Genomic DNA, 24,650 nt, shown 5'->3' with positions numbered 1-24,650 from the left:
GTTAAACCTTGTACGTAATCGTATCTGGATGTTGGCGGTCGAATATCTCGTTCGCCCATAGCATGACAATCATTTCCTCGTCTCCGGTATTTGTGATGTCGTGTGACCAACCTGGAATGGTCTCCACCACCTCGGGCGAGCTGGCGCTAGTATGATGCTCATGGGTCGCGCCAGTATCAATATGACGGAAGCGGAAACACGCTTCGCCCTTTATGACCAAGAATTTCTCAGTCTTCGTATGGTGATAATGTCCGCCGCGCGTGATACCTGGGTGCGCGGTAAAGTATGAAAACTGACCGGAATCATGTGTTTTCAACATCTCGACAAAGACACCGCGCGGATCTTCATGTCTGGTCAATGGATAAGCAAACTGATCCGGTGTGAAATAGGTGATGAAAGTCGAATACAGCGCCCGCGTTAAGCCTGCGCCAACCGGCTCAATCACGAGCGATTTCCTGCTTTCCTTGAATGCACGCAACTGCTCCGCCAAGTCGCCAACCGTTATGCTGTAGACCGGTTGCACGTCTTCGCAATCTTCGCTTTGCGGCCGGCTATCCATAACACGCAAAAAATCGGCGATAACATCATCCACATAGACCAACCGGATTTCGGCCCCGGGGTCATTGATCTGTATGGGTAAATCGTGAACGATATTGTGACAGAAGGTCGCCACCGCAGAATTGTAATTAGGTCGGCACCATTTACCGAATACGTTAGGCAAACGGTAAATATAGGTGGGCGCACCGGTCGCTGTACTAAGTACGCGCAGAGCTTCCTCAGCCATACGCTTGCTGGTGCCGTAAGCATTGTTGCGGTTCGCCTGGATGGAGGATGTATAAACAATCGGCACTGACCGGCCATTGGTCTGCACCGCGTCACACAAAGCTCGCGTCAAATCAACATTACCCTCGGTGAACTCTTCTTCCGTTAGCGGGCGATTAATCCCGGCAAGGTGAAAAATAAAATCTGCCGTAGCCACTTTCTCGGCCAGTGCTTCAAGAGAATCTCCCTTCAAAAACGTGACGACCTCAACGTCCGTCCGTTCACGTAGGTGAATCAGCAAATTTTTGCCAATGAAGCCATTAGCCCCTGTCACTAGCACCTTCATCAAGTCACCCTTCCGCGACAGCGTTCTCGCCGCGCTCTATGGCACGAATAAAGTCCAGTTTCATGAGCAACGCCTGCATACCAGCGGCGTCCAGGCGCTCAGTGTTATGCGAGTTATAGTCATCGCAATTGGAGATTTTTTGCTCGCCCTCTTCCACAAATTTGCCATAATTCAGATCGCGCAAATCCGGTGGTACGCGGAAATAGCCGCCGCGGTCCTCCGCGGCCGCCATTTCCTCTCGGCTTAATAAAGTCTCATACAGTTTCTCGCCATGACGAGTACCGATGATGTTTACTGGATGTGACGCTTTATTCATTACCGACAATAAAGCGTCCACTAAGACTGCAACCGTTGCTGCAGGAGCTTTTTGGACGAAAATATCACCGTTGGTACCGTGCTCAAAGGCATACAACACCAAATCAACAGCATCTTCCAACGTCATCATAAAGCGCGTCATAGCCGGATCGGTGATTGTAATGGGCTGCCCCGCTCGTACCTGATCCACGAACAATGGAATCACAGAACCGCGTGATGCCATCACGTTACCGTAACGCGTACCGCAAATAACGGTTTTGGCATCATCCACATTGCGTGACTTTGCGACCATGACTTTTTCCATCATCGCCTTGGAGATACCCATAGCATTGATGGGGTATGCCGCTTTGTCGGTACTCAAGCACACTACTCGACGGACACTATTCTGAATTGCCGCCTCGAGAAGATTATCTGTACCTATAATATTCGTCTTCACCGCTTCCATCGGATGGAATTCACAAGAGGGCACCTGTTTGAGCGCAGCCGCATGAAAAATGTAATCCACTCCACGCGTAGCATTCAGGACGCTCTGATAATCGCGTACATCCCCAATGTAGAACTTCAATTTAGGACTATTATATTTTTTCCGCATATCATCTTGTTTCTTCTCATCGCGACTAAATATGCGAATCTCACCAATGTCAGTATTTAAAAACCGCTTCAATACGGCATTCCCGAAGGAGCCAGTACCACCGGTAATAAGTAAAACTTTATGCTCAAACATATTTATCATCCTTGCCAATAATTAAATCTATAAATTTAGAAATTTGAATTTTTGAATTTTTTTTTGAAAGAACAAAATCTCTGCCACGGCTCGCTTTTTGCAGCAAATATTCGTCATTCTGTTGTAGGATTTTCATAACACCCTCAACAATACAGCCAGAGTCAGAACCATCTAGATAATTTAAATACTCATCATATTCATTTGGTACACCAGGAAGTTTAGTGGTCAGAATAGGTATCCCAGAAACGAGATACTCAAGTAACTTGGATGGAAACGAATACTTAACAAAATCATCATTTGGATTTCTGCAATTCATCAAGCAAAAAACGTCGCCCATTAATCTATCGATATCAGGTTGAGATAAATATCCAAAATATCTAATATTTTTATATTTATTTGTCAATATTTCAATATCAGAAACCAACTCACCTTTACCACAAAGCCAAAGTTCGACATCTTCGTCAACTTCAGATAACACTTGAAATGCAGATAAAAGGGATTGGACACCATATTCGGCATTCAATCCTCCAGCGTAGAAAAACACTTTCTTTTCGACAATATTTTTTGCTATGGCTCCTGCGCTAGCATCAATCATGCCCTCGATCACCAGATAAGGGAGAGTGCGCCACTTTACATTTTCAACAACCATACTTCTACTCACCACAGAAATTCCAGAGGTTCGAGAAATCAAAAAATCGATGAATTTTGAATCAAGCTTCTTCAAAAGGCCCCATATCTTGCTTCTCTTCCCACCAAAATTCATATGTGTCGGCAAATCAGGAATTATCACATATGTCGAGGTATGAAATAGAAATTTAAAGATAAGTGCTGCCAATACAAATGGGCTGTGAACCGAGTAAATAACAATTTTCTTAATTGAATTTCTATTTTCAAAATGCCAAAGAGCAAGAAATAGAAGACAGGAAAAAAATCTTGTTATATGTTTAATTCCGATTATATTAATAAAAGGATATGAATAATTTAATATCCCGTTAGCGATTCCACACTTGTAGCCAAAAAAAACCCTCTTATTCCCAGGGAAGTTTGAAGCCGGAAAAAATGACAGTAAGGTTAAAAATATATTATTTTTTTTAAAACCATCAACAAATCGCCCCTCTAATTTTCTGGCTGCTACTTGAGGGTAAATATCATTTTTTGTATTTTCCTTGAAATCATCATCGCCTACAAAAAAACCAATTTGTAAAAAACTGTATTTATTCATTTTTTTTAAATTTTTCGACGGAGGCCGATTTTATAATTGCCCCCCAGAAAAAAAACAATAAGGCAGAAAAATTCGGGATTATCAATACATCCCAGACGTTTGCCAATATAAAAAACACCACAAATAACAATATAGATATAAATTTATATTTTACGGTCCCTCTTAGAGGGGTAGTCATTTTGTATAAGGTTATTAAAGCTAAAAAATATGGAATAGCGGCAAGCAATCCCATTTTCCAGATTGTTGTTATATATTGATTATGAGGACTTAAACCCTCTACAGTATCAAATCCTTCAATCGTGTCTGTATAAAGTTGGAATCCATGAAAGCCATTTCCAAATATAATATTGTGTGAAAATTGATTCAATGCGACGAGATACAAACCTATCCTACCACTAGATAACCGATCAAGATCACCTTGCTGAATTGATTCAACAATTTGATCTGTTTTGCTTTGCCACATATCTGAAGTGGAATCTAGCGATAGCACAAATAAGAGCCCAGCTATTGCGATTAAGCCTATCATAATTTTTTTAATATGGCCAGAATTATTCTGCAAAAAATACCAAATAATTAAGGCGGCAAATCCCAGAATGGCTTCTCTGGAAAGAGAAAAAAATATCAGATACGATAAAATACACAAACTAATAAGGCGAATTATTTTTAGGTAATTTCCTAAATCTTCATCTATATATTTTAAAAATAAAATTAAGAAATACAATAATAAATAATAAACGGCCAAAGAATTTACGCCGTAAGAACCATATAAAGGCAAGCCAAAAATTTCACCATTGAGATCACTCTCATTACGCACTAAACCGTTATGCAAAAAAAAGATCGAACATATAATTGGAAATAATGCAAAAAATACAAAATATCCGGTGGATTTACAAAATATATTAAAATCATTTTTTGTTCGAATCACGTAAAAAGCAACGAATATAGAAAAATATGGCTTAAAGAAATATATTATTGAATAGAGTGGTCTAAAATCGAAATCTTGCGCAATAAATATAGCAACAAATAAAGAAGATATTAATGACAAACCTATTGCCAAATATAATAATTTTGTAAATAGAAAATTGGCATATTTAATTGATAAAAAAATTCCAACAACACAAATTAAATCGGAAAGAGGAAGATCTACACCATTAAAAGAAAAAATTGTCAATGGCAGACACAGAGTCAATACCGCAAGGTAAATCCATATTTTTTTTATTGCCATCATGCTGTAGTTTTTTCTTTCCTATAGTACATTATAGCAGTCACGCCGATGACTGACATGAAGAGCGCTAACCAAATCCCTCTCACCCAGTATGATTCACTTTCATGAAACATCCCTTTAAGAACAATATTAATCGAGACACCAACGAGCCAAATTAATACTGGATAAACTAAATCAACAGGGATTATTATTATTCGCAAGCCTTTGTTTGGATTTATTAAAATACATAACAAATAAAAAAGATTTGACAAAGAGAAGCCAATTGCTGCCCCTAAAATGCCAAATCTAGGAACCAATATCAAATTCAAAACAACTGCAATCATTGCAGAAAATCCAGCCATAATGGCCATCAAGCTGGTTTTCTTTCCAACCTCAAGACCTTTTTGTGCGTAAATCGATATGCATGAAAAATATATTCCAAACAAAACAATCAACAAAACATCTATATTCATTAAATATTTATTTCCAAACATTAATTTTAGAAAAAACAATCCAGAAAACTGAAGTAATGTGAAATATATCGAGAATAAGATCGTTAATATTTTAATGTTATTTCTAATTATTTTTTCCGCATCTTCCTGTTTATTCTCGAATACCTTCATGAGTATTCGAGGATGCGATGCCATCAGCAGAGGCATAGTAATCAATCCAGACGCTCCTACGAGCAAGTCTTTAGACGAAAGGTAGCTCGCGGCAACGACTCCATCAGCTATGTTTTTCAAAAAAAATCTGTCAACAGAATTTATCATCAGCATTGCACATGTCCAAACTCCCAGCGGAGCTCCATATCTGACAATTTCTTTAATATTTGTACTCTTTAAATTTCTCACGCCCTCGCCAACCGCGCGAAATTCTATTGCGTATATGTCTTTAAGTTTAATTAAATAATATATCGACGAAAACAAAAATCCTAATCCGAAAGAAAGAAGTGCACTTTGCACATTTTTACTATCGTTCAAAAATAACATCAACAATAAAATTGCCTGAACTACGCATTGAATTACGGTTGCCTTCAATTGAATTTCGATCTTGCGATTTGATTGGTATACGGATGACAACGTGTAAAATAAAATTTGACCGACAATAAGAAGCGATGAAAAAATAACTACTAGATGATAATTATTTTGAATTCCAATTATTAATGAACCAAAAATTAATCCGATTCCTCCAGCACAAGTCATCACACACAATGCATCAGCTAAAAATTTACTCTTATTTTCTTTCTGAGGAAGATAATACAATATTGAATTGGCTATCCATCCGGTAGATAATTGGGTAGAAATTAATGCTGTTGTCACGATTACAGAGTAACTGATATAGTCATAAGATGATAAATTTCGAAACAGAAATGAAATGAAAAACATTACCGTTATAGCCGGTAAAACCTTTGCCGGGATGTAAAGCAACGAATCTTTTAAAAGAGCTTTGTAAGGCATATTCCGCAAATTTCACATTATTAAATAGTTAAAATTACACATTCACTTCCAACCGTCATGACTGCAACCAACTCGACGATCTTCGAAAGAATCCTATTTTTCAAGATATAACTTGAACACGCAGCCTTGGCTAACAGATTCACAATACATGTCAGATGACTATCAAATAGCATTATCAAATAAAATTATCATTTTATTATCACCGAATAATCTGGGCTCCCCCTCATTGCAGCAATTTTTTGCAAACGGACAACGCTCCCTTGGTTTATTCGAGCCAGGTTGCCTGGTTTGTGAACAACATAAGTGATAGCGCAGAGTACTCTTACCTCCAACTCTCCCCGAACTGATCAAACTATAAGCATGTTGCAGCGTGGTGGTTTGAGGCCCACAATCGGGAAAGTTCAAATTGCCTGCCATTTTGCCTCTTAATCAGGCACAACTCGCTACACAGGGGGGGGTAGAAGCATAATAATTTTGCGTTTTTACCCCGTCACCGGTAGGTCCGGCATACACGCAGGTTTAGGTCCGGGATGGGTATCGCGTGCAGTCTGACTGCCCCGTTCGTCGGCAGTAAATTTGCATCATCCAATTTTTTCGTGATGTACTCCAAGTTCAATAAACGATTTGCGGCCGCTTCGGCTTTCTCGAAATAATCGAGGGCGTCGATCATCTTATACGTCGACAGATTCAAGCCACCGCAGTTTAAGCTCGAGAAATCATTTAGACCATGTACGTCTTGAAATGCAACACATACCGCCAGACGTAATTGCATTTTTACGCATCATTTCTGGCAAATAATCACATCTTGACAGAACGCCATCGCTATTCATTCGTGCTAAATAAGCCCCAAGATTGCGACTGACGTCCATGCCAAAACCATAGTCAGACACATAGAGCACATTGATTGGTTCTCTCTGATTTTTAAGTTCCAGATATGCGACGCCATCAACCACAAGACGCTCAGTGTGAATCGGGTCAATATCACACCTGCGAGCAAGAGACAGCAATTCTTCTCTACGTCTTTCGCCAAGGAAAATCGGTACTGAAAGGGGTTGGTCAGAAATCAAGTATTTATCATCATCGGCTATTTCAATAAGACGTGGCAATGTTAGATACAACAGGATACCCATGCTAACTAATGCCAATGCCATCCAGTAAGCAGCAAGGCCATAACTTGCAAATACCCATTTCGCATTTGGTTCGATATTATCTGGAAGTAGAAGCAGGAAAAACAATATGAATATGGGAACAATCAATCCTGGAGTATAGAAATGCCAGGTGCTCATGTTATATATCGTGCCATGAACTAGCAAACCGAAAACTATCGCAGATGCTAATAACGCTTTTGGACGAATGCGACGACTAAGTGCTTGTTGAATCAATTGAACAATAAATACACCTATCAGCCCAATACAAAATAAAAACAGACTTTTTTGAATCAGGTCACCAAAAAATTGAATTCCGACACCAATTTGTTGATTCTTCGAAGGTGGGAGCCAGCCCGACTGATATGAGTTACGGAAAGGTACCTTATCAAGCACTTGCCACAAAGAAGAACGGAGATTATCCGAAGCGTGTTGAAAGAACTCGGTACGATTCTCGAAAAATTGATGAAGATCCAGCGTGTTATTTGCCAGCGCATGGGCTACAAGAGGTGCCTCTCTACAGTCAGAGGCAATATTTTTGGCTTGTTGCAATCCTTGATAAGTCGCTAGTCCGATTAAAATTGCGATCAAAAAGTTTATATAAAATTTTCCTTTTTGAAAAATCAGAAATGCAGAAACAATCACAAGAGGAAAAAAAAATATGGCTTTAGGGTGTGTGTAATAAAAAACTGATGTCAACAAGATAAATAAAAATATTTTCAAAACCTTTACACGAATGCTCTCAGAATCTCCCATCCGCCAAAATAATGAAAACATGCAATATAGAGCCAAACACAGTAAAAGTACTTGCTCAGATCGCGCTAAAATTAGAACGAACGGCAGTACCCCAAGCCCATTAAAAGAAATAACCAATGTCCGCACGACGATTCTGGCTACGGTTCCTTGAACCAATTTTCCAACCCAAACCCACAGAATAAATAGCCAGCATAGTCCAAGAACAACTCCTATCAAACGCAAACCAAGTCCGCCAAAACCGGAATAGGGAATGCCATAAACCACCCCATAAAATATAGCCGCTGGATACCAGGTAAAAGGAATTTGAGCAGTTAAATAATTATTGCACTGCGGAAACAAATTAATAAGTAAGCCATTTTCGAAAAAAAATCGTGACTTTGCCAAATGAATGGCTATTTCATCCGAATATATTGGAACCAACAACCCAAGGGAAAATGTCAATATTACAGTGGCGATGATAATCCGTAGTACTACCTGCAGATATAGAGAAGGGGATTTAATGTGCATTCGGCAATATTCATGAATATAACTATAAATAAATTCGGAATAAAAATATAATCACCACATATTCACTAGCGACGTGAATATATATGGGTTATTTTTTTATGCGAAAGATAAAATAGAAAATAAATATTTCTTATTTTAAAATTAATTTAAAAAAATAATAACATTAATACGTACATCAGGGGAATGTAGCAAACGATCAGCGTACTGCTGAAACATTACTTTTTATCGAGAAATTAAAATAAAAATATGATATTCAATTCTGCATCCTCGCTGAAATAATCGCTTGTCAAACGTTGCGTGATTCGTTTTTTCGATTTGATGAAATACACTGACAATCTATTAATCCTCTTATCATACTTTTTTCATTGGAGCGAGAAATAAAAAACCTGACCAGATCGGTACCACATAAGAGAAATGCAATACAGACATATCCGGTGAACGCATATATCCGGCGAACACACATATATCCGGTAAAACGCTGCGTATACGGTCTCCAGTTCCGATGCACTATTTCCAACCACACTGCTCTAAAACAGCCACTACTTTTTTATAATTTCGCTCTCCCCCCTTCAGGAGTAACCACCGTGCTGCCGGCACCTGCGAGCTTACCTTCGCCCCCCCAGCCTTGATCCCATTGCGCAATGCCGGATCCCTCAGACCAAGCTCCTTTGCCGTCGCAATCGCGTGCCCGTCAGAAATGCGTTTAATGGCAAGCTACTTGACAGTTGTGTATGTTGGCTTCCGTAAGCTCTTCATTTTTAATTCGTCCAAAGTACCGCTATTTTATGGTAGCGATGGAAGACTGAATTTGAAGGGGATCTCAGAACTACTACATTTAATCGGTGATTCTCCCCCCTTCACTGTACTACCGTGGTCACGCCAATATCTTTTTGATGGTATTTGTTACTGTATCTATATTAGACTCAGACAATCCAACCCACAGTGGAAGACGCATCAATCGTTCACTGGTTGAATTTGTTACCGCCATATCTCCAATCGTTTTTCCTAATCTGCTGCCTGCCGGCGAACTATGCAGCGGCACATAGTGAAACACCGAATAAATCCCATTTCGCTTCATTTCATCCAACATCGCTTGCCGGTCTACCTCAGGAGCAAGCAGCACATAGTACATATGCGCGTTGTGCTGACAGTCCTCGGGGATTATGGGCCGACGCAATACACCTTTAGTCTCAAGCGAAGCAAGTGCTGCGTGATAGTATTCCCAGCTAGCTAAGCGCCGGACCGTGATAGCGTGCGCCTCTTCCAATTGAGCCCACAGGAAAGCGGCAATGAGCTCGCCAGGCAGGAAGGACGAGCCTACCTCTTGCCAAGTGTATTTGTCCACTTCGCCCCGAAAGAAGCGGCCTCGATCAGTGCCTTTTTCTCGAATGATCTCAGCACGCAACGCCAGTTCGGGGGCGTTCACCAGCAGTGCACCACCCTCACCGGAAATCACGTTCTTGGTCTCATGAAAACTGAAGGCTCCCAAGTCTCCAATACTACCTAGTGCGCGTCCCTTGTAGCTCGCCATAACACCTTGGGCAGCATCTTCCACCACCACCAGTCCGTGCCGACGTGCAATGTCGATGATGGAGTCCATTTCACATGCCACTCCGGCATAATGCACTGGCACGATTGCTTTCGTGCGTGGAGTAATGGCCGCTTCAATCAACCGCTCATCCAAATTCAGCGTATCTTCCCGAATATCTACAAACACCGGTATTCCCCCGCGCAAGGCAAACGCGTTGGCGGTGGACGCAAAGGTATAGGAAGGCATGATGACTTCGTCACCTGGCTTGATATCCAGCAGCAATGCAGCCATTTCGAGTGCAGCTGTACAGGAATGAGTAAGTAGCGCCTTGGCACAGCCAGTCTTTTCTTCAATCCAGCGATGACAACGCTTCGTGAACGGACCATCGCCAGCCAGCATGTTCCCAAACTTGGCCTCGGTAATGTATTGCTGCTCCTTGCCGGTCATATACGGCCGATTGAACCGGATTTTTTCATTACTCACCACACCTCCCAGGTCTTCAAATCTCGGTGCCCAGCCAGCGAGACAGTCGAGCGACTCGCAATTCGGCATCTGGGCAAACAAAACATCAAATGGCACCATATAAAAATGGTGTATTAGTACAATTTTTTAGATAATCAATCGGCTGGCACTCCGCCACCGACTACTCAAAACCGTGGAAAACGCTCGGCACCATGATCTACCGCCGTGACTCAAAAAATAAACATATCGCTGCCGTAGCAATCGGAACTGTGAGCAACCACATATTGGATGACCACCGCTATCAATCAGAGAGTTAACCGCGGGCTGCCACCACCGTTCCCAATACAATCAATCCCACGCCCACCGCTTTTTGAAGCGTCAACGGTTCGCTCAAGAGCCACCCACTGAGCAGAAGCACTACTACGAAATTCAAACTCATGAATGGGTAAGCATGACTCAGATCAAACTTTGTCATTGCAGCCATCCATGCAAGCGAAGCCAGGAATGCCGCGGCAAAGCCAGAAAAGATCGCCGGGTCGAGGAGGAGCGAAATCAAGAATTTCAGTTTCTCCAGCAAGTCTGCCGGAAGCGGCCCCAGTTGTCCGATACGCCACTTAAGAATCAGTTGCCCGTAAACCGTGAAAGCTATCGTTGCCAAAATATAGAAATAATCGATAAAGCGCGCCATTAACTGTGCTCCAATACTGCTAGGCCAAAGCCCGTTCGGCCGTAACCATTGCCGTTGTATAGCATGTAGCGACTTCCTTCGTGGTCGAAAACAAACGGGTATTCGATCATCTCCGAATCCCACCCAGTAGGGGAAACGTCGATGCCTACCTGACTGTCAAGCCGTTTCCACTGTCGTCCATCATAAGACTCTGCATATCCAATACGATAAGACCGGCCACGAAAGGAGTACCACATCCTCCAACGGTCACCGTCATGAATCACCGACGGCCGAGAGATTGCGTATTCCTGATCATTTGCAAAATCGATGGCAACAATCCCATCTCTTCGCCAGCTTATTCCATCGGGAGATTCAGCATACTTTATGTGATATTTGTGCTCAGGTTTACCTTCGCGCATTCTCCAACCTGTACATGACAGGTACCACATACGCCAAAACTCATCTCCCGGCAAAACGCAACAGCTCGCGCTGAAATGAGGCTCGTGCACAGAGCGGTCAATGATTGGCCCATTTGAGTAACGAGTAAACCCATCACCTTGGGTGCTGACGGATAAGCCTATTGAGTTACGGAAAGGAACGGTTACACCCAGATTCCATCCGATGTAATAAAGAGATTTTTTGCCGTGATGCAAGGTAAGCCAAGTTGCCATTGCACCACTATCATCAAACTCACCAAGCTCTCCTGGAACTAGAACCGCTTTAGTAGACAGGTCAAGAATCTGATTGGGACGATCAATGTCGACTATCACATAGCCCGTATAGCTCCTATTAAACTTATCGCGTGAGCTAAAATAAATCTTGAATAAGTTTTCACCTAAACTCTCGGCAATCGGAACCGCCGCATGCGATTGCATCCAGTCGGTTTCACCGGATGGGCAAAAAATTAGTCCGAGCTTTCGCCATTTTAAATGGACGCTCATATTTTTCTCAATTTCGTACTTGGCACTTTGGAGCGCTCTGTCGCAATACCGATATAAACGCCCTCAGGCTCTGCATCAGCTAGCAGCAGGACGCTGGCCCCTACTACGCATTTTTCACCGACCCTGATATGGTCGCGCAATGTGGCATTGACGCCGATAAAGCAAGATTCACCGAGATCAACGCCTCCGGAAATCACCACATGCGACGCAATGAAGCAGTGATCGTGAATGATCGAGTGATGACCGATATGGTTGCCGCTCCATAGTGTCACGTTATTGCCAATGGTGACGAACGGCTGAATGGTGTTGTCTTCAAGGATAAAGCAGTTATCGCCAATTCTGCCATCGTTGAGCACCGTGGCGCGGGAACTGACATAGCTGGCGATTCGGTAACCCAACGCCTTTGCAGCGAGGAATTTTTCCTTGCGCAACTGGTTAAGCTTGGAATAACTCAGGGCGACGAAGATTTCGTGCGTATCGGTCGAATAGAGGTTTGCAAGTTCTTCAAACGGCACAGCGGGTAGTCCGCAAAACTCGGTCGCGGTGATGTAGGCCGCATCCACCGTGAAGGCCACGACTTCGTAGTTCGAGTCCGTGGAGAAATAGTAGTGCGCCAGTTGAGCAATCTCGCCCAAACCGAAAATGACCAGGGGCTTTTTCATGGATGTTTTTTCACTAGGATCGTGAATTCGTAAAGACCATAGTCGTGTAGTAATGCCACGTGGCGTGAATAACGTCGCTTGCACAGATCGAACAAAACGCAAGGATCTGCGTAGTAAAGGTAGTTCCGCATCTTGTCCGAATCCGAGTAGGAGGTCAGACAGTTGAAGGCAAATCCCAGCCGACTGGTACGGTTCAACAAATCAAGGGTGGCCTCCAGATAGTTGTACCATTCGGCGTCACTACGCCCAAGCCGGACATTGAAGATACCGCTAGCGATACCGTAGTCCGCCACATCCGGTGGTTCGGCAGCAACAGCAAAACGGGCGTTGAGTCTGTTGGAGTGGCGATCCTGCGCAGCGCGAATCATGCCAGCGGATACGTCACTGCCACTATAAGCAAAGTCCCGGCAGCGCGAGTTCAAATAGTCGAACAGGGCGCCGTAACCACATCCCAGATCGTTGAGTGAAAAGCCTGTCAACTGCGGAATGACCTGCGCCAGTTGATCGAAGCGCAGTTCCTGGCTTTCTTCGCCGTTCCAATCGACGCCGCGCGGAGTCTCGCCATGCTCGGCCAGCTTGGCGGAGTAGTAGTCGGCCACCTCGGCCAGAATGTCAGTTGTCTTGTTTTCCATAAACCTGTCGCACGATGGTGTAAGGGCGTCGTTTAGTCTCCGAGAAAATCTTGGAGAGATAGATACCAACGATGCCGATGAAGGAAATGACCAAACCTCCCAACAGCCAGATCGAGGCCATAACCGAGGTCCAGCCACTGAGGGGTTTGGCAAGAAACAGCCAATGGCCCAAGAGGTAGGTTGTGTAAGCCCCTGCCAAGAGGGAGATAGTCACGCCGATGTAAAAAATACCGATCAGAGGTGCATTGCTGAATGATGTGACGGAGTTCACCAGGAGCGACATCTTACGACGGAAGGTGTAAGTCGTTTCGCTCGTGCTATGTTTCTTGATGGTTTGCGGACGTTGATCAAAACCAGTGATATGCCAAAGACCCGCCATGAAAACCTCGCGCTCGTCATGACGCAGCAGAGCATCGACATAGCGGCGAGTCATCAGTCTAGCGGTGACGACGTTTTCTGGTAGTGCAATACCGGTCAGTGCCTCGAAGATTCGATAAAACCATTGACCGCTCAAACGCTCGAAAATGCCGCCTTTGCGCTGCTCCTGAACGCCATACACGACATCACAGCGCTCTCGTGCCATTTTCTCAGAGAAGTTCGGCAGCCACTCAGGTTCTTCTTCGAGGTCGCTGTCGATCAGAAAAATATGTTCGCCACGGGCATGCGCCAGCCCAGTCATCATGGCCTTGTGGTGGCCAAAATTGCGGGAGAGATCGACCACCACCACATGCGGGTCTAATTCACAGAGGCGAACAGCCAACTCAAGGCTGTCGTCGGGTGAACCGTCATTGACCAAGACGATTTCATAGTCCTCGTCAACGAGCTGAGACGCCGCAGCACCTGCGCGGCGGCAAAACTCCTCCAGATATTGTGCAGACTGATAAAGGGTAGCGACGATGGACAGTTTCACGACCGGACATTCCTCATATAACGCGACGCATCCTTGCCGCAATTGAACAGCAAATCGAGGATGGTAACGCCGTGGGTGAAATCACCCCAGAGTTGCGGGTATTCCGGATAGCCGGCGTAGTCGAACCAGCCGAGCTTGATGCCACGCTCGACAAAGAGGTGCTCTTCAATGTAATCCCTGGCGGCAGGGCCTGAAATATATTCCGAGCCCATTGCCTGCGCACAAAGATCGGCGAGGCGCTCGGTCTTACCCTCGATTAAGACGTAATCCCAAGAGTTGCTAATTTTGGTGGTGATGCCCAGGTAAGCACACACTGCCTCAATTAACGCGCGGTTAAGCGCGGATAAATGGGTGTACTGGCGTCCCCGGTAAAGCGGTTCGAACAAGGCTGCAACTTCTTCGAAATGCGGCGCGCGGCGGTAGTTCTGCGCGACAGCCTTCCAGTGTGCGTCTGCCCAGTCGGCACCATCGATTTCCGTTTCACGGATGGTCTGGAGGTATTTTCCCTTCACCTTGACAGGAACGGTGACCCATTGCTGCCCTTGTGGTGTTTTAATCTGATTGCGGTTGCGCCAGTCGCGCCGGGTATATTGCATGTCGTCGTACAGAATGAACTCATCCACAGCGGCGATCATGTCAAAGTAGCCCTTCCAGGGGATGTAGTTAGACTGCACAATGGCGATTTTTTTATTTGGCATTACTTCACTTAGATACCCATAAATTTATTTACTCACATCTAATCAGGATTAGCGTTGCCGTTTTAAAACATCTGACATTATAAAAAATGCATCAATTATTTAGCCGGATGCATACCGATTCGATATTAATAAAGAAATAATATCAATGTGTGAGATTCTTTAATTTATAGCTGTTGACACAGACGCAACGCATTCCCCCATTCAGGCAGGCTGCAGAAGGTATTCATGAACAGATCGCATGATAGCTTTGAATTAGCAGGTCGTCCAACGGCTGCTTGGTATTCATGGGTAGCTATCGGGGTAACCAGAGGATTTCTAGCTATTGATGTGTTCGCCAGAATGGCTAGGGCAAAATCGTACCATGTTGTCTGACCTTGGGCAGTCATATGGTAAAGGCCAGACCGTTCTTTCCACCACTCCGCAGTTGGCTGCGCACTCCTGCTTTGCGCGATGATGTGTGCGGTGGCGTCAGCAATTGTACGACACCATGTCGGTGCACCATGCTGATCATTGACTATGTGCAATTCCTCGCGCTCTTGCGCAAGGCGCAAAACCGTCAACAAAAAATTATTGCCGCGCATGCCATAGACCCAGCTGGTTCGTAGAATCAGATGTGGTATGCCTGCTGCCTGTATGGCCTGCTCGCCTGCCAGCTTTGTTTGCCCATACACGTTTATCGGGCACGCAGGATCGCTTTCAGTATAAGGAACGGTCTTTTTACCGTCGAAAACGTAATCGCTTGAATAATGAATTATTGCCGCACCCAGCTTCCCGGCTTCTTGGGCCATAACGGCTGGAGCTTCGCCGTTGATGCGCATGGCAAGATCCGGTTCTTGCTCAGCCTCGTCTACAGCGGTATAGGCAGCGGCATTGACAATGAGGGCAGGCTTGACTGTACGGATGACGTCGCGCACCTGGTCAAGATCGGCTAAATTCATTTGCGCGCGATCTACTGCAACAATCTCGCCCAGTCCTTGCAAGCTTCGCTCTAGCTCATAGCCGACTTGACCGGCTTTTCCTGTGAGTAGAATCTTCACGCAAATACTTCCGCATCATTAAGCCACCGGGCGGCCTGGTCTTTTGCTGATAGCAAAGGCGGAGCTTCAACGGGCCAGTCAATTCCAATAACCGGGTCATCCCACCGAATCGCGCGCTCGTGTTCCGGTGCGTAATAATCGGTTACCTTGTATAGGAATTCCGCAGAGTCGCTCAGCACCAGGAACCCATGCGCAAAACCAGCAGGAATCCACATCTGCAATTTATTCTCTGCGGATAAAACTGTACCTGTCCACTGGCCGAAGGTAGTTGAAGTTTTACGCAAATCGACAGCAACATCAAATACTTTTCCCTCAACCACGCGTACTAATTTACCTTGGGGCTGGCGTATTTGGTAATGCAAACCATGGATAGCTCCTTTTACCGACATGGAGTGATTATCTTGAACGAAAGAGGTTTTCACCCCAGTCAATTCAAAAAAACGGCGCTCGTTGAAACTCTCCCAGAATGTACCGCGCGCATCTCGGAACACTTTCGGCTCAATGACGAGTACTTCCGGAAGATCTGTCGCAACAATTTTCATGGTTTGAAAACCTGCTCCGTAAGCAATCTCAACAGATATTGCCCGTATTCATTTTTCATTAAAGGCTGCGCAAGTTTTTCTAACTGAATGGCATCGATATAGCCTTTGCGATAAGCAATCTCCTCGGGACACGCAACTTTCAACCCTTGCCGTTTTTCGATCGTTGCAATAAATTGAGCTGCGTCCAGCAACGACTCATGCGTGCCTGTATCCAGCCATGCCATACCGCGCCCCATCACCTCCACATTGAGATTTCCGCGCGACAGATACTCGCGATTGACGTCGGTTATTTCAAGTTCACCGCGAGTAGACGGCCGGACTGCGGCAGCAATATCCACCACATCGGCATTGTAAAAATAGAGACCAGTCACCGCATAATTCGATTTAGGCTGAGCTGGCTTTTCTGCCAGTGACAAGACCTTTCCCCGAGCATCAAACTCGACTACACCATAGCGCTCAGGATCTGTTACATGATAGGCAAATACGGTGGCCCCAGACGTGCTGGACGACGCCTTAAGCAAGCTTTGCTCAAAATTACTGCCATAAAAAATGTTATCGCCCAAGATTAACGCCGCTGGTGCGCCATCGAGGAAATCACGCCCGATGATGAAGGCTTGTGCCAGCCCGTCCGGCGTTGGCTGGATCGCGTAGCTCAGGTTGATTCCCCACTGGCTGCCATCACCAAGCAATCCTTCAAAGCGCGGCATGTCTTGCGGCGTCGAGATGATCAGGATATCCGTGATCCCGCCCAACATCAAAGTGGTCAGCGGATAATAGATCATCGGTTTGTCATACACCGGCAGTAATTGTTTGGAAACAAACATTGTCACCGGGTATAGCCGTGTGCCGGAGCCGCCGGCCAAGATGATGCCCTTACGGTGTTTTTGAGTGGTTGCGACCATCAGTCTGATGCCTCCGGCTTTGCTTCACGCTGCATGTAATTTTTCTCTAGCCATTTCAGATAAACACCGGATTGCACATCGCGTACCCAGTCTTGATTGCTCAGGTACCACTGCACTGTCTTTTGAATGCCCGATTCAAAACTCTCCGTCGGCCTCCAACCGAGCTCGCGCTCGATTTTCCGCGCGTCGATAGCATAGCGCCGGTCATGGCCGGGACGGTCCGTGACGTACACAATCTGGTCGCGATAGCTGCCGTGCGCTTTAGGAGCCAGCCGTTGGAGAATGTCACATAATGCATGGACCACGTGAAGATTCGTTTTCTCGTTCCAGCCTCCGATGTTGTAGGTCTCACCTGGCTTGCCTGCTTCCAGCACCCTGCGCAGCGCGGCACAGTGATCCGTCACATAGAGCCAGTCGCGCACTTGCTGTCCATCGCCGTATATGGGCAGCGGCTTGCCCTCACGGGCGTTGGTGATGATCAGTGGAATCAGCTTTTCGGGAAAATGATAGGGCCCGTAGTTATTAGAACAATTGGTCGTCAGTGCAGGCACACCATAGGTATGGTGGTAGGAGCGGACCAAATGGTCTGAAGCCGCCTTCGAAGCTGAATACGGGCTGTTGGGCGCGTACCGGGTGGATTCGGTAAACGGGGCGTCATCGGGACCCAGCGTGCCATATACCTCGTCGGTTGAAACGTGCAGAAAACGGAATGCTGTCTTGTCGGCATTGGTCAGGGCGCTCCAATAGGCGCGGGTCGCTTCCAGCAGGCCAAACGTACCATTGACATTAGTTTCCACGAAAGCCGCCGGTCCGAGAATCGAACGATCGACATGACTTTCCGCTGCAACATTGATGATCGCACGCGGTTTATATTGCGCTAACAGTGATGCAACTTGTGCCGTGTCGGCAATATCTCCATGTACAAAGATATGACGCGAATCCTGGCGCAGGCTCGCCAAATTATTCATATTGCCAGCGTAAGTCAATTTATCGAAGTTAATCACGGGCTCGTCATTTTGCGACAGCCAGTCGAGAACGAAATTGGACCCAATAAAACCGGCTCCGCCAGTAATGAAAATCATGGTATTACCCTAAATTCGATCAAAAGAATCGTGAGGTTAAACTCCATATCAATGGCAATATGGCAATATAAAATATGAGAGCAATCTTGGATTATGCCCTATTCTTAGCATAGCCAAGCTACATGAATTACATATCATGATGCCTCCGAACGACTGATAAACGCGTTGCAGCCATCTACAATAGCGAATTCCAACCTGCCAACCCATTACTTACAGACATGCCTCTAATTCGCTCTGATTTATATGCCATTGGCGATCTGCAAGGCTGCTACCAAAGCCTGTTATCTCTGTTAGAAAAGATTGATTCGACAACCCCCGACGCGCGCCTGATCTTCGTCGGCGACCTGGTCAACCGCGGCCCGCAGTCACTGGCAACGCTCAGACTGATTCGCTCACTCGGCGATCGCGCACAAGCCCTGCTCGGCAATCACGATTTACATCTGCTGGCCGCCGCACATGGCATACGCAAACTCCATCGCAGCGACACACTGGATGAAATTCTCAACGCCCCCGATCGCGACGAGTTACTCGACTGGCTAAGGCAGCGCCCGCTGGCGTTGCTGGAAGATGGCCACTTATTTGTGCATGCCGGCACACTGCCGCAGTGGTCTGCGGCCAAAACGGTGTCGTTGGCGCAAGAAGTTGAAAACGTGCTGCGCGGTCCGCATTGGGTGGAGTTCTTGCGCGAAATGTACGGGGACAAGCCAGCTCGCTGGGACGATGCGCTGCAAGGCAACGAACGCTTGCGCTGTATCGTCAACGCGTTGACCCGCCTGCGTTTTTGCACTGAAGATGGCACCATGGAATTGACTGCCAAGGGAAGCACCGGTATATCCCTGCCCGGCTATCTGCCGTGGTTCGACGTGCCGCAACGGCAGACCCGGGATGTCACAGTCGTGTGCGGGCATTGGTCAACCTTGGGGCTGGTGCTCAGGCCGAATCTGATCGGACTGGACACCGGCTGCGTGTGGGGCGGCAAACTGACTGCGATTCGGCTAGCCGATCGCCTACTGCTTCAGGTCAGTTGTCCGCAGGCGCAGCGGCCGGGATAAAACTTCAGGTCTCGACCGCGTCTGGGCGTCCCCGACTAGGCGTCCCCGTCTAGGCGACCCCTTCTTTTTCCATCACGCCCAATGCCTCTGCAATCGAGGCGCGTGCGATGACTGCCAGGTCGCGGCGATGTAATCCTGTCGTATCGATGGGCGCCAATTGAATCAGCTCGGCTCTCATGGGAGGTGCTTTCAAAATCGCCAGCATGCTTTGGGCAAAAGTCATGTCGCCGATGAAGTCCGCGGCTGGATGCAGTGCTCCGTGCGCATCCAGATAGCGCAAGGCATAAGGCTGGACCGGTGCTTTCGCATCGAGCGCGGCCTCGAACAGGTTGGCGTGGAAAGGCAGGATCGAACCCTGCGCCGCCGTGGTTCCTTCGGGGAAGAAGGCGACTCTGGCGCCAGCTTCAATACTTGTTACGAGGCCCTGGAATATGCGCCGTACGTCGCGCTGTTTGCCGCGCGTGATAAAAATCGTGCCGCCTTTTTCGCACAACCAGCCGAGCAAAGGCCAATCGCGGATATCCGATTTGCCGACGAACTGGCAAGTCTGGATCGAGTTGATGACGAAGATATCGAGCCACGACACGTGATTGGCAACGATCAGGGCGCGTGCTGCAGCTGCGCTGTTTTGCGGATTGCATAACGTGACCTGGACTCGGCAGATTGCCAACAGCTCAAGCGACCAGCGCCGTATGCGCAGCTGCCGCCCCGCCGTATCGATCAGCGGGAACACGACCGCACAGGTCCACAAGCCGACAACCAGATGCATCAGCACCCGTATCAAACGCAAGCCGCTCATACACGTTCGAATGCTATATGACCGGCCACAATCGTGGTCTTGACCCTTCCGCTCAGTTCATATCCGAGAAACGGCGTGTGCTTGCCCTGGCTAGCCAACTCTTTCGCTTCTACTTTCCAGCGTATGGCCGGATCGAAAATGCAGATATCGGCGATACTGCCAACCTTCAGCTGGCCTGCCGGCAAGCCAGCCACGCGTGCCGCATCGGTGGTGATCTTTGCCACTGCCCGGCTGAGTCCTTGCTGCGCAGGAGACACACATTCCTCAGCCCATTTCAAGGCCAGCGACAGCAGCAGTTCGAGACCGGTGGCGCCGGGCGTCGCTTCGCCGAACGGCAGCAATTTTTCATCGTCGTCGACCGGCGTATGGTCTGAACAAATCGCATCGATGGTGCCATCCAGCAGCGCCTGCCGGATGGCATCGCGATCGCGTTGCGAACGGAACGGCGGCGTCATTCTTGCATTGGAATCGAAGAAACCGATATCGACATCCGTCATGTGGATATGGTGGGCGCCGACGTCGCAACTGATCGGCAAGCCTTCTTTCTTGGCGCTCCTGATCAACTCCAGACCCGGAGCCGAAGAAATCCGGCATAAATGCACGCGTGCGCCGGTCGCGCGCACCAGTTCAAAAATGGTATGCAGGCGAATCGTTTCCGCCATGGTAGGCACGCCCGACAACCCGAGCCGCGAAGCTACCGCGCCGCTATGCGCAATCCCGCCAAGCCCCAGATAAGGATCTTGCGGACGCAGCCAGACGGTGTAGTCAAAGGTCCGCGCGTATTGCAAGGCGCGCAGCAGCACGGTGGTGTCCAGAATCGGCTCTTCAGCCTGCGCGAAACCGATACAGCCGGCATCGGTCAGCTCTGCCATTTCTGTCAGCTCCTTACCCTTGAGCCCGACCGTCAACGCACCCAGCGGATAGACGTGCGCCTGGTTCAAGCTTTTGGCGCGATGCTTCAGCATCTCCACCAGGCCCGGCTCGTCCAGCACCGGATCGGTATCCGGCGGGCATACCAGGCTGGTGACGCCGCCCTGCATTGCGGCCTGCATTTCCGATTCCAGCGTAGCCTTGTATTCGTAGCCGGGTTCACGCAGGCGCGCACTCAGATCAACCAGGCCCGGCGTCACCACCAGGCCGCCGGCATCAATCGTTTTGTTGGCGGAAAAATCGGCGGGGGCGGCGCCAACGCCGACGATCTTGCCTGCGGCAATAAACAGATCTTGTTGCGCGTCGATATTGTTTGCGGGGTCGATCAGACGGCCGTTTTTGATGTGAAGTTTCATCTGTAAATGTTATGGCGATTCTATAAATAATTGTCTGGATAAAAGCATGTAAATCAGCGACGCCCTACGAGCAGCTCAAATGACCCTGTTACGTCTCGGCGACCCTGTCTCGGCAACCCCGTCATTCCCGCGAACGCGGGAATCCATTTTAAATCAGTAACTTGGATCCCCGCGTTCGCGGGGATGACGGAGTTTTTTGAGGGTATCTTAAGTACACTTCGTGGGAATGACGCAACGTCGCTTATAAACGCTCATTTCAATTCCCGGCCAGAATGCTCATTACCGCCATCCGCACCGCGATGCCAAATGTCACCTGCGGCAAAATCACAGCCTGTGCACCGTCGGCAACGGCGGAGTCGATTTCCACACCACGATTCATCGGCCCCGGATGCATCACAATCGCATCCGGCTTGGCCAGCGCCAGGCGCTCCGGCGTCAGGCCGTAACTCTTGAAAAACTCTTGCGCCGACGGCAGCAGCGCCCCGCTCATGCGTTCATTCTGCAAGCGCAGCATGATGATCACGTCGACGCCTTTCAAGCCTTCGTTCATGTCGGTGAATACGCGCACGCCCATTTGCTCGAGGCCGCTCGGCAGCAAAGTGCGCGGCCCGATGGCGCGCACTTCCGGCACGCCCAAGGTAGTCAATCCGTGGATGTCTGAGCGCGCAACCCGGCTATGCAGGATGTCGCCGACAATCGCTACAGTCAGATTGCTGAAATCCTTTTTGTAATGCCGGATCGTGTACATGTCCAGCAAGCCCTGGGTCGGATGGGCATGACGGCCATCGCCTGCATTCACCACATGGACATGGTGTTGTCTGGTATCGGTGAGATGTTTGGCGATCAGGTACGGCGCGCCGGATTGCGCATGACGCACCACGAACATGTCGGCGTGCATCGCCGATAGATTGTCGATCGTATCCAGCAGCGATTCACCCTTGCTGGCGCTGGAGGCGGAAATATTCAGGTTGATGACATCGGCCGACAGGCGCTTGGAGGCGATCTCGAAAGTGGTGCGGGTGCGGGTCGAGTTTTCGAAAAACAGATTGAATACGCTTTTGCCGCGCATCAGCGGCACCTTTTTTACATCGCGGTCGCTGACGCCGACAAATGAAGATGCTGTATCCAGGATGTGAGTCACCACCGAAGTCGGCAAGCCTTCTATGGTCAACAGATGTTGCAGTTCGCCGTTTTTATTCAGTTGGGGATTAAGCATTAGAGTGCACCATCAGGGAAAAGCTGCCGTCGTCGGCGCGTTGAAGTTGTAGGGATTGGCCTGGTTGCAGCGTAACTGCATCGGCGACAAAATCGGCTGCCACCGGCAGGTCTCGCTCGCCGCGGTCGATCAGTGCAGCCAGCATGATTTTTGCGGGACGGCCATAATCGAACAATTCGTTGATCGCAGCGCGCGTGGTGCGCCCGGTGTACAGCACGTCGTCCACCAGCAGGATTGTGGCGCCGTTGACGTCGAACGGGATCTGGCTCGGCTTGACATCGCTACGCAGACCTTTTTCAGAAAAGTCGTCGCGATAGAACGATACGTCGATAAAGCCAAGGCGTTCGCCCGGATTCAATTGCAAGGCCGCGACCAGACGTTCGGCGATCCATGCGCCGCCTGAGTAAATACCGACTATGGCAACATTGTCGACCTGCGCCAACGCTGCTTTTACTTTGACCTCAAGCACCTGATACAGTGCTTCGGCATCGAATTGGGGGGTGGTTGTAGTCATTGCATCTTCATCGCAAAATCAGAACAAAATCATTCAGATAAGTTACCCAGATAAGTCGTCAAAATACTGCTGCAGAATAATGGCCGCAGCCTGGTCGTCGATCACTTCGCCACGCTGCTGCCTGATGACGGCAGACGAGTAACGTTCATCTACCAGCGCCGTGGCGACAGCATAGCGGCCATGCAACTGATTGGCGAAGCGTTGGCAGCGGACAGTCATTTCATGTGTCGCGCCATCAGGATGCAGGGGCAAGCCTACTACGCACAGGACCGGCTGCCATTCCTTGATCAGCACCGCGATTTCGGCAAACTTGCCGTCATTGGTGGCAGCACTGATCACCTGCAGCGGTTGCGCCTGTTTCAGCACGGTATTGCCAACGGCTACCCCGATACGCTTCAAGCCGAAATCGAAACCCAGCACGGTACCGGCCAAACCGCTCATGCCAGGCTCCCTGGCAGGTCATTTTGGCACTCTGGCGACTCTGACAACTCACGCACGTCCGGATTCCGCAGTCAGCATATAAGGTGAAATGCCCAACAGATTGACCGCTGCGGCAAAACGTTCGGCAATCGGCAATTCAAAAATGATGGCGGGATCGGCAGCCACGGTCAGCCAGCCGTTGTGGACAATTTCACTTTCCAGCTGGCCGGCGCTCCAGCCGGAACATCCCAGGCTGACCAGGATCCGCTGCGGCCCGTTGCCATGGGCCACTTCCTCCAGCACATCTTTGGAGGTAGTCATGGCGATCTGATCCGTCACTTTCAGTGTCGACGAATACTGCTTGACCGGTGTATGCAGCACAAAACCACGCTCGACCTGGACCGGACCGCCAAACATCACGGGCCGTTCGGCCATCGGATCGCCGAATTCCAGTTCACCCGGCTCGCCCGATCCGGGGCTGATTTCAAGCTTCAGATCGATGCGGTCGAATAACACCTGCATGGTCATATCGGTCGGTTTGTTGATCACCACGCCTAGTGCACCATTGGCATTATGCTCACACAAATAGACCACGGTCCCGCCGAAAATGGGATCCAGCATGGAAGGCATTGCAATAAGGAAATGATTTGTCAGATTCAGGAACGGCGAATCCACGCCCGCCTTCGCGCCGCTCTTGTGCGCTGGAGGATCTTCCGGAGTTGTATCGAGCTTAGCCATAGACGCATTTTATCAGTTTTGAATGCGCTAAAGCCGGCTCTGGCAGGGTGGGCACTGTGCCCACGCGGAGTTCACTTTACACATCTGCCTATTTCTGTGCCGCGCGGGTCTGTACTCCGGT

The 24,650-nt window shown here is 48.0% G+C and carries 24 protein-coding genes; 1 reads left to right on the top strand and 23 read right to left on the bottom strand.

Annotation, left to right across the window (positions count from 1 at the left end):
• Position 1: 1 nt before the first annotated feature.
• The 17 genes from wbjC to rfbB all read right to left on the bottom strand — a co-directional run bounded on the left by wbjC (position 2) and on the right by rfbB (position 18,504).
• On the bottom strand, positions 2-1,108 hold the full coding sequence (gene wbjC, locus KHU29_RS05790) for a UDP-2-acetamido-2,6-beta-L-arabino-hexul-4-ose reductase (protein WP_211451921.1): 1,107 nt from the start codon (positions 1,106-1,108) through the stop codon (positions 2-4).
• A gap of 4 nt (positions 1,109-1,112) precedes the next feature.
• Positions 1,113-2,147 carry a polysaccharide biosynthesis protein gene (locus tag KHU29_RS05785; protein WP_211451733.1) on the bottom strand — a complete coding sequence of 345 codons (1,035 nt, stop codon included), beginning with the start codon at positions 2,145-2,147 and terminating at the stop codon, positions 1,113-1,115.
• A complete protein-coding gene (locus KHU29_RS05780) occupies positions 2,140-3,369 on the bottom strand; it encodes a glycosyltransferase (protein WP_211451731.1) in 1,230 nt (409 codons plus the stop codon). The genes KHU29_RS05785 and KHU29_RS05780 overlap by 8 nt, the downstream gene beginning before the upstream one ends.
• Positions 3,362-4,597: an O-antigen ligase family protein gene (locus KHU29_RS05775; RefSeq protein WP_211451729.1), complete on the bottom strand. Its 1,236-nt coding sequence runs from the start codon at positions 4,595-4,597 to the stop codon at positions 3,362-3,364. The genes KHU29_RS05780 and KHU29_RS05775 overlap by 8 nt, the downstream gene beginning before the upstream one ends.
• Positions 4,594-6,030 (bottom strand): oligosaccharide flippase family protein, encoded by a 1,437-nt coding sequence (locus tag KHU29_RS05770; protein ID WP_211451727.1) that lies wholly within the window; start codon positions 6,028-6,030, stop codon positions 4,594-4,596. Before KHU29_RS05770 ends, KHU29_RS05775 begins: the two co-directional genes overlap by 4 nt.
• Before the next feature lie 716 nt (positions 6,031-6,746).
• Entirely contained in the window at positions 6,747-8,438 is a 1,692-nt protein-coding gene (locus tag KHU29_RS05765; RefSeq protein ID WP_211451726.1) for a hypothetical protein, read from the bottom strand.
• Positions 8,439-9,312: 874 nt separating this feature from the next.
• On the bottom strand, positions 9,313-10,464 hold the full coding sequence (rffA, locus tag KHU29_RS05760; protein ID WP_211451919.1) for a dTDP-4-amino-4,6-dideoxygalactose transaminase: 1,152 nt from the start codon (positions 10,462-10,464) through the stop codon (positions 9,313-9,315).
• A gap of 280 nt (positions 10,465-10,744) precedes the next feature.
• Positions 10,745-11,119: an EamA family transporter gene (locus KHU29_RS05755; protein WP_211451725.1), complete on the bottom strand. Its 375-nt coding sequence runs from the start codon at positions 11,117-11,119 to the stop codon at positions 10,745-10,747.
• Complete coding sequence (locus KHU29_RS05750) at positions 11,119-12,039, bottom strand: glycoside hydrolase family protein (protein ID WP_211451724.1); 921 nt, start codon at positions 12,037-12,039, stop codon at positions 11,119-11,121. Before KHU29_RS05750 ends, KHU29_RS05755 begins: the two co-directional genes overlap by 1 nt.
• Complete coding sequence (locus KHU29_RS05745; RefSeq protein ID WP_211451723.1) at positions 12,036-12,701, bottom strand: acetyltransferase; 666 nt, start codon at positions 12,699-12,701, stop codon at positions 12,036-12,038. Before KHU29_RS05745 ends, KHU29_RS05750 begins: the two co-directional genes overlap by 4 nt.
• Positions 12,698-13,333, bottom strand: coding sequence for a class I SAM-dependent methyltransferase (locus KHU29_RS05740; protein WP_211451722.1), 636 nt, complete (start codon positions 13,331-13,333; stop codon positions 12,698-12,700). Before KHU29_RS05740 ends, KHU29_RS05745 begins: the two co-directional genes overlap by 4 nt.
• Entirely contained in the window at positions 13,314-14,243 is a 930-nt protein-coding gene (locus KHU29_RS05735) for a glycosyltransferase family 2 protein (protein ID WP_211451721.1), read from the bottom strand. Before KHU29_RS05735 ends, KHU29_RS05740 begins: the two co-directional genes overlap by 20 nt.
• Positions 14,240-14,941 carry a WbqC family protein gene (locus tag KHU29_RS05730; protein WP_211451720.1) on the bottom strand — a complete coding sequence of 234 codons (702 nt, stop codon included), beginning with the start codon at positions 14,939-14,941 and terminating at the stop codon, positions 14,240-14,242. The genes KHU29_RS05735 and KHU29_RS05730 overlap by 4 nt, the downstream gene beginning before the upstream one ends.
• 164 nt (positions 14,942-15,105) lie before the next feature.
• Positions 15,106-15,978 (bottom strand): dTDP-4-dehydrorhamnose reductase, encoded by an 873-nt coding sequence (gene rfbD, locus KHU29_RS05725; protein ID WP_211451719.1) that lies wholly within the window; start codon positions 15,976-15,978, stop codon positions 15,106-15,108.
• Positions 15,975-16,520, bottom strand: coding sequence for a dTDP-4-dehydrorhamnose 3,5-epimerase (gene rfbC, locus KHU29_RS05720; RefSeq protein WP_211451718.1), 546 nt, complete (start codon positions 16,518-16,520; stop codon positions 15,975-15,977). The genes rfbD and rfbC overlap by 4 nt, the downstream gene beginning before the upstream one ends.
• Positions 16,517-17,422, bottom strand: a complete 906-nt coding sequence (gene rfbA, locus KHU29_RS05715; RefSeq protein ID WP_211451717.1) for a glucose-1-phosphate thymidylyltransferase RfbA — start codon at positions 17,420-17,422, stop codon at positions 16,517-16,519. Before rfbA ends, rfbC begins: the two co-directional genes overlap by 4 nt.
• On the bottom strand, positions 17,422-18,504 hold the full coding sequence (rfbB, locus tag KHU29_RS05710; RefSeq protein WP_211451716.1) for a dTDP-glucose 4,6-dehydratase: 1,083 nt from the start codon (positions 18,502-18,504) through the stop codon (positions 17,422-17,424). Before rfbB ends, rfbA begins: the two co-directional genes overlap by 1 nt.
• 218 nt (positions 18,505-18,722) lie before the next feature.
• On the opposite strand from rfbB, the gene KHU29_RS05705 reads away from it, so the two are divergent.
• A complete protein-coding gene (locus KHU29_RS05705) occupies positions 18,723-19,556 on the top strand; it encodes a symmetrical bis(5'-nucleosyl)-tetraphosphatase (RefSeq protein WP_211451715.1) in 834 nt (277 codons plus the stop codon).
• Positions 19,557-19,605: 49 nt separating this feature from the next.
• Here KHU29_RS05705 and KHU29_RS05700 read toward each other — a convergent pair whose 3' ends face one another.
• The 6 genes from KHU29_RS05700 to KHU29_RS05675 form a co-directional block, all read right to left on the bottom strand.
• Positions 19,606-20,355 carry a lysophospholipid acyltransferase family protein gene (locus tag KHU29_RS05700; RefSeq protein ID WP_211451714.1) on the bottom strand — a complete coding sequence of 250 codons (750 nt, stop codon included), beginning with the start codon at positions 20,353-20,355 and terminating at the stop codon, positions 19,606-19,608.
• A complete protein-coding gene (locus tag KHU29_RS05695; protein ID WP_211451713.1) occupies positions 20,352-21,641 on the bottom strand; it encodes a dihydroorotase in 1,290 nt (429 codons plus the stop codon). The genes KHU29_RS05700 and KHU29_RS05695 overlap by 4 nt, the downstream gene beginning before the upstream one ends.
• 256 nt (positions 21,642-21,897) lie before the next feature.
• Positions 21,898-22,857 carry an aspartate carbamoyltransferase catalytic subunit gene (locus KHU29_RS05690; RefSeq protein WP_014004791.1) on the bottom strand — a complete coding sequence of 320 codons (960 nt, stop codon included), beginning with the start codon at positions 22,855-22,857 and terminating at the stop codon, positions 21,898-21,900.
• Entirely contained in the window at positions 22,850-23,371 is a 522-nt protein-coding gene (gene pyrR / locus KHU29_RS05685) for a bifunctional pyr operon transcriptional regulator/uracil phosphoribosyltransferase PyrR (protein ID WP_211451712.1), read from the bottom strand. Before pyrR ends, KHU29_RS05690 begins: the two co-directional genes overlap by 8 nt.
• Positions 23,372-23,413: 42 nt before the next feature.
• Positions 23,414-23,812, bottom strand: a complete 399-nt coding sequence (ruvX, locus tag KHU29_RS05680) for a Holliday junction resolvase RuvX (RefSeq protein ID WP_211451711.1) — start codon at positions 23,810-23,812, stop codon at positions 23,414-23,416.
• A gap of 48 nt (positions 23,813-23,860) precedes the next feature.
• On the bottom strand, positions 23,861-24,529 hold the full coding sequence (locus tag KHU29_RS05675; protein WP_211451710.1) for a YqgE/AlgH family protein: 669 nt from the start codon (positions 24,527-24,529) through the stop codon (positions 23,861-23,863).
• Positions 24,530-24,650 lie beyond the last annotated feature (121 nt).

It is taken from the genome of Collimonas antrihumi (assembly GCF_018304965.1).
In the GTDB taxonomy this organism is placed as follows: domain Bacteria; phylum Pseudomonadota; class Gammaproteobacteria; order Burkholderiales; family Burkholderiaceae_D; genus Collimonas; species Collimonas antrihumi.
The sequence above is the reverse complement of the archived record's forward strand: the minus strand, read 5'-3'. Positions and strand labels throughout refer to the sequence as shown.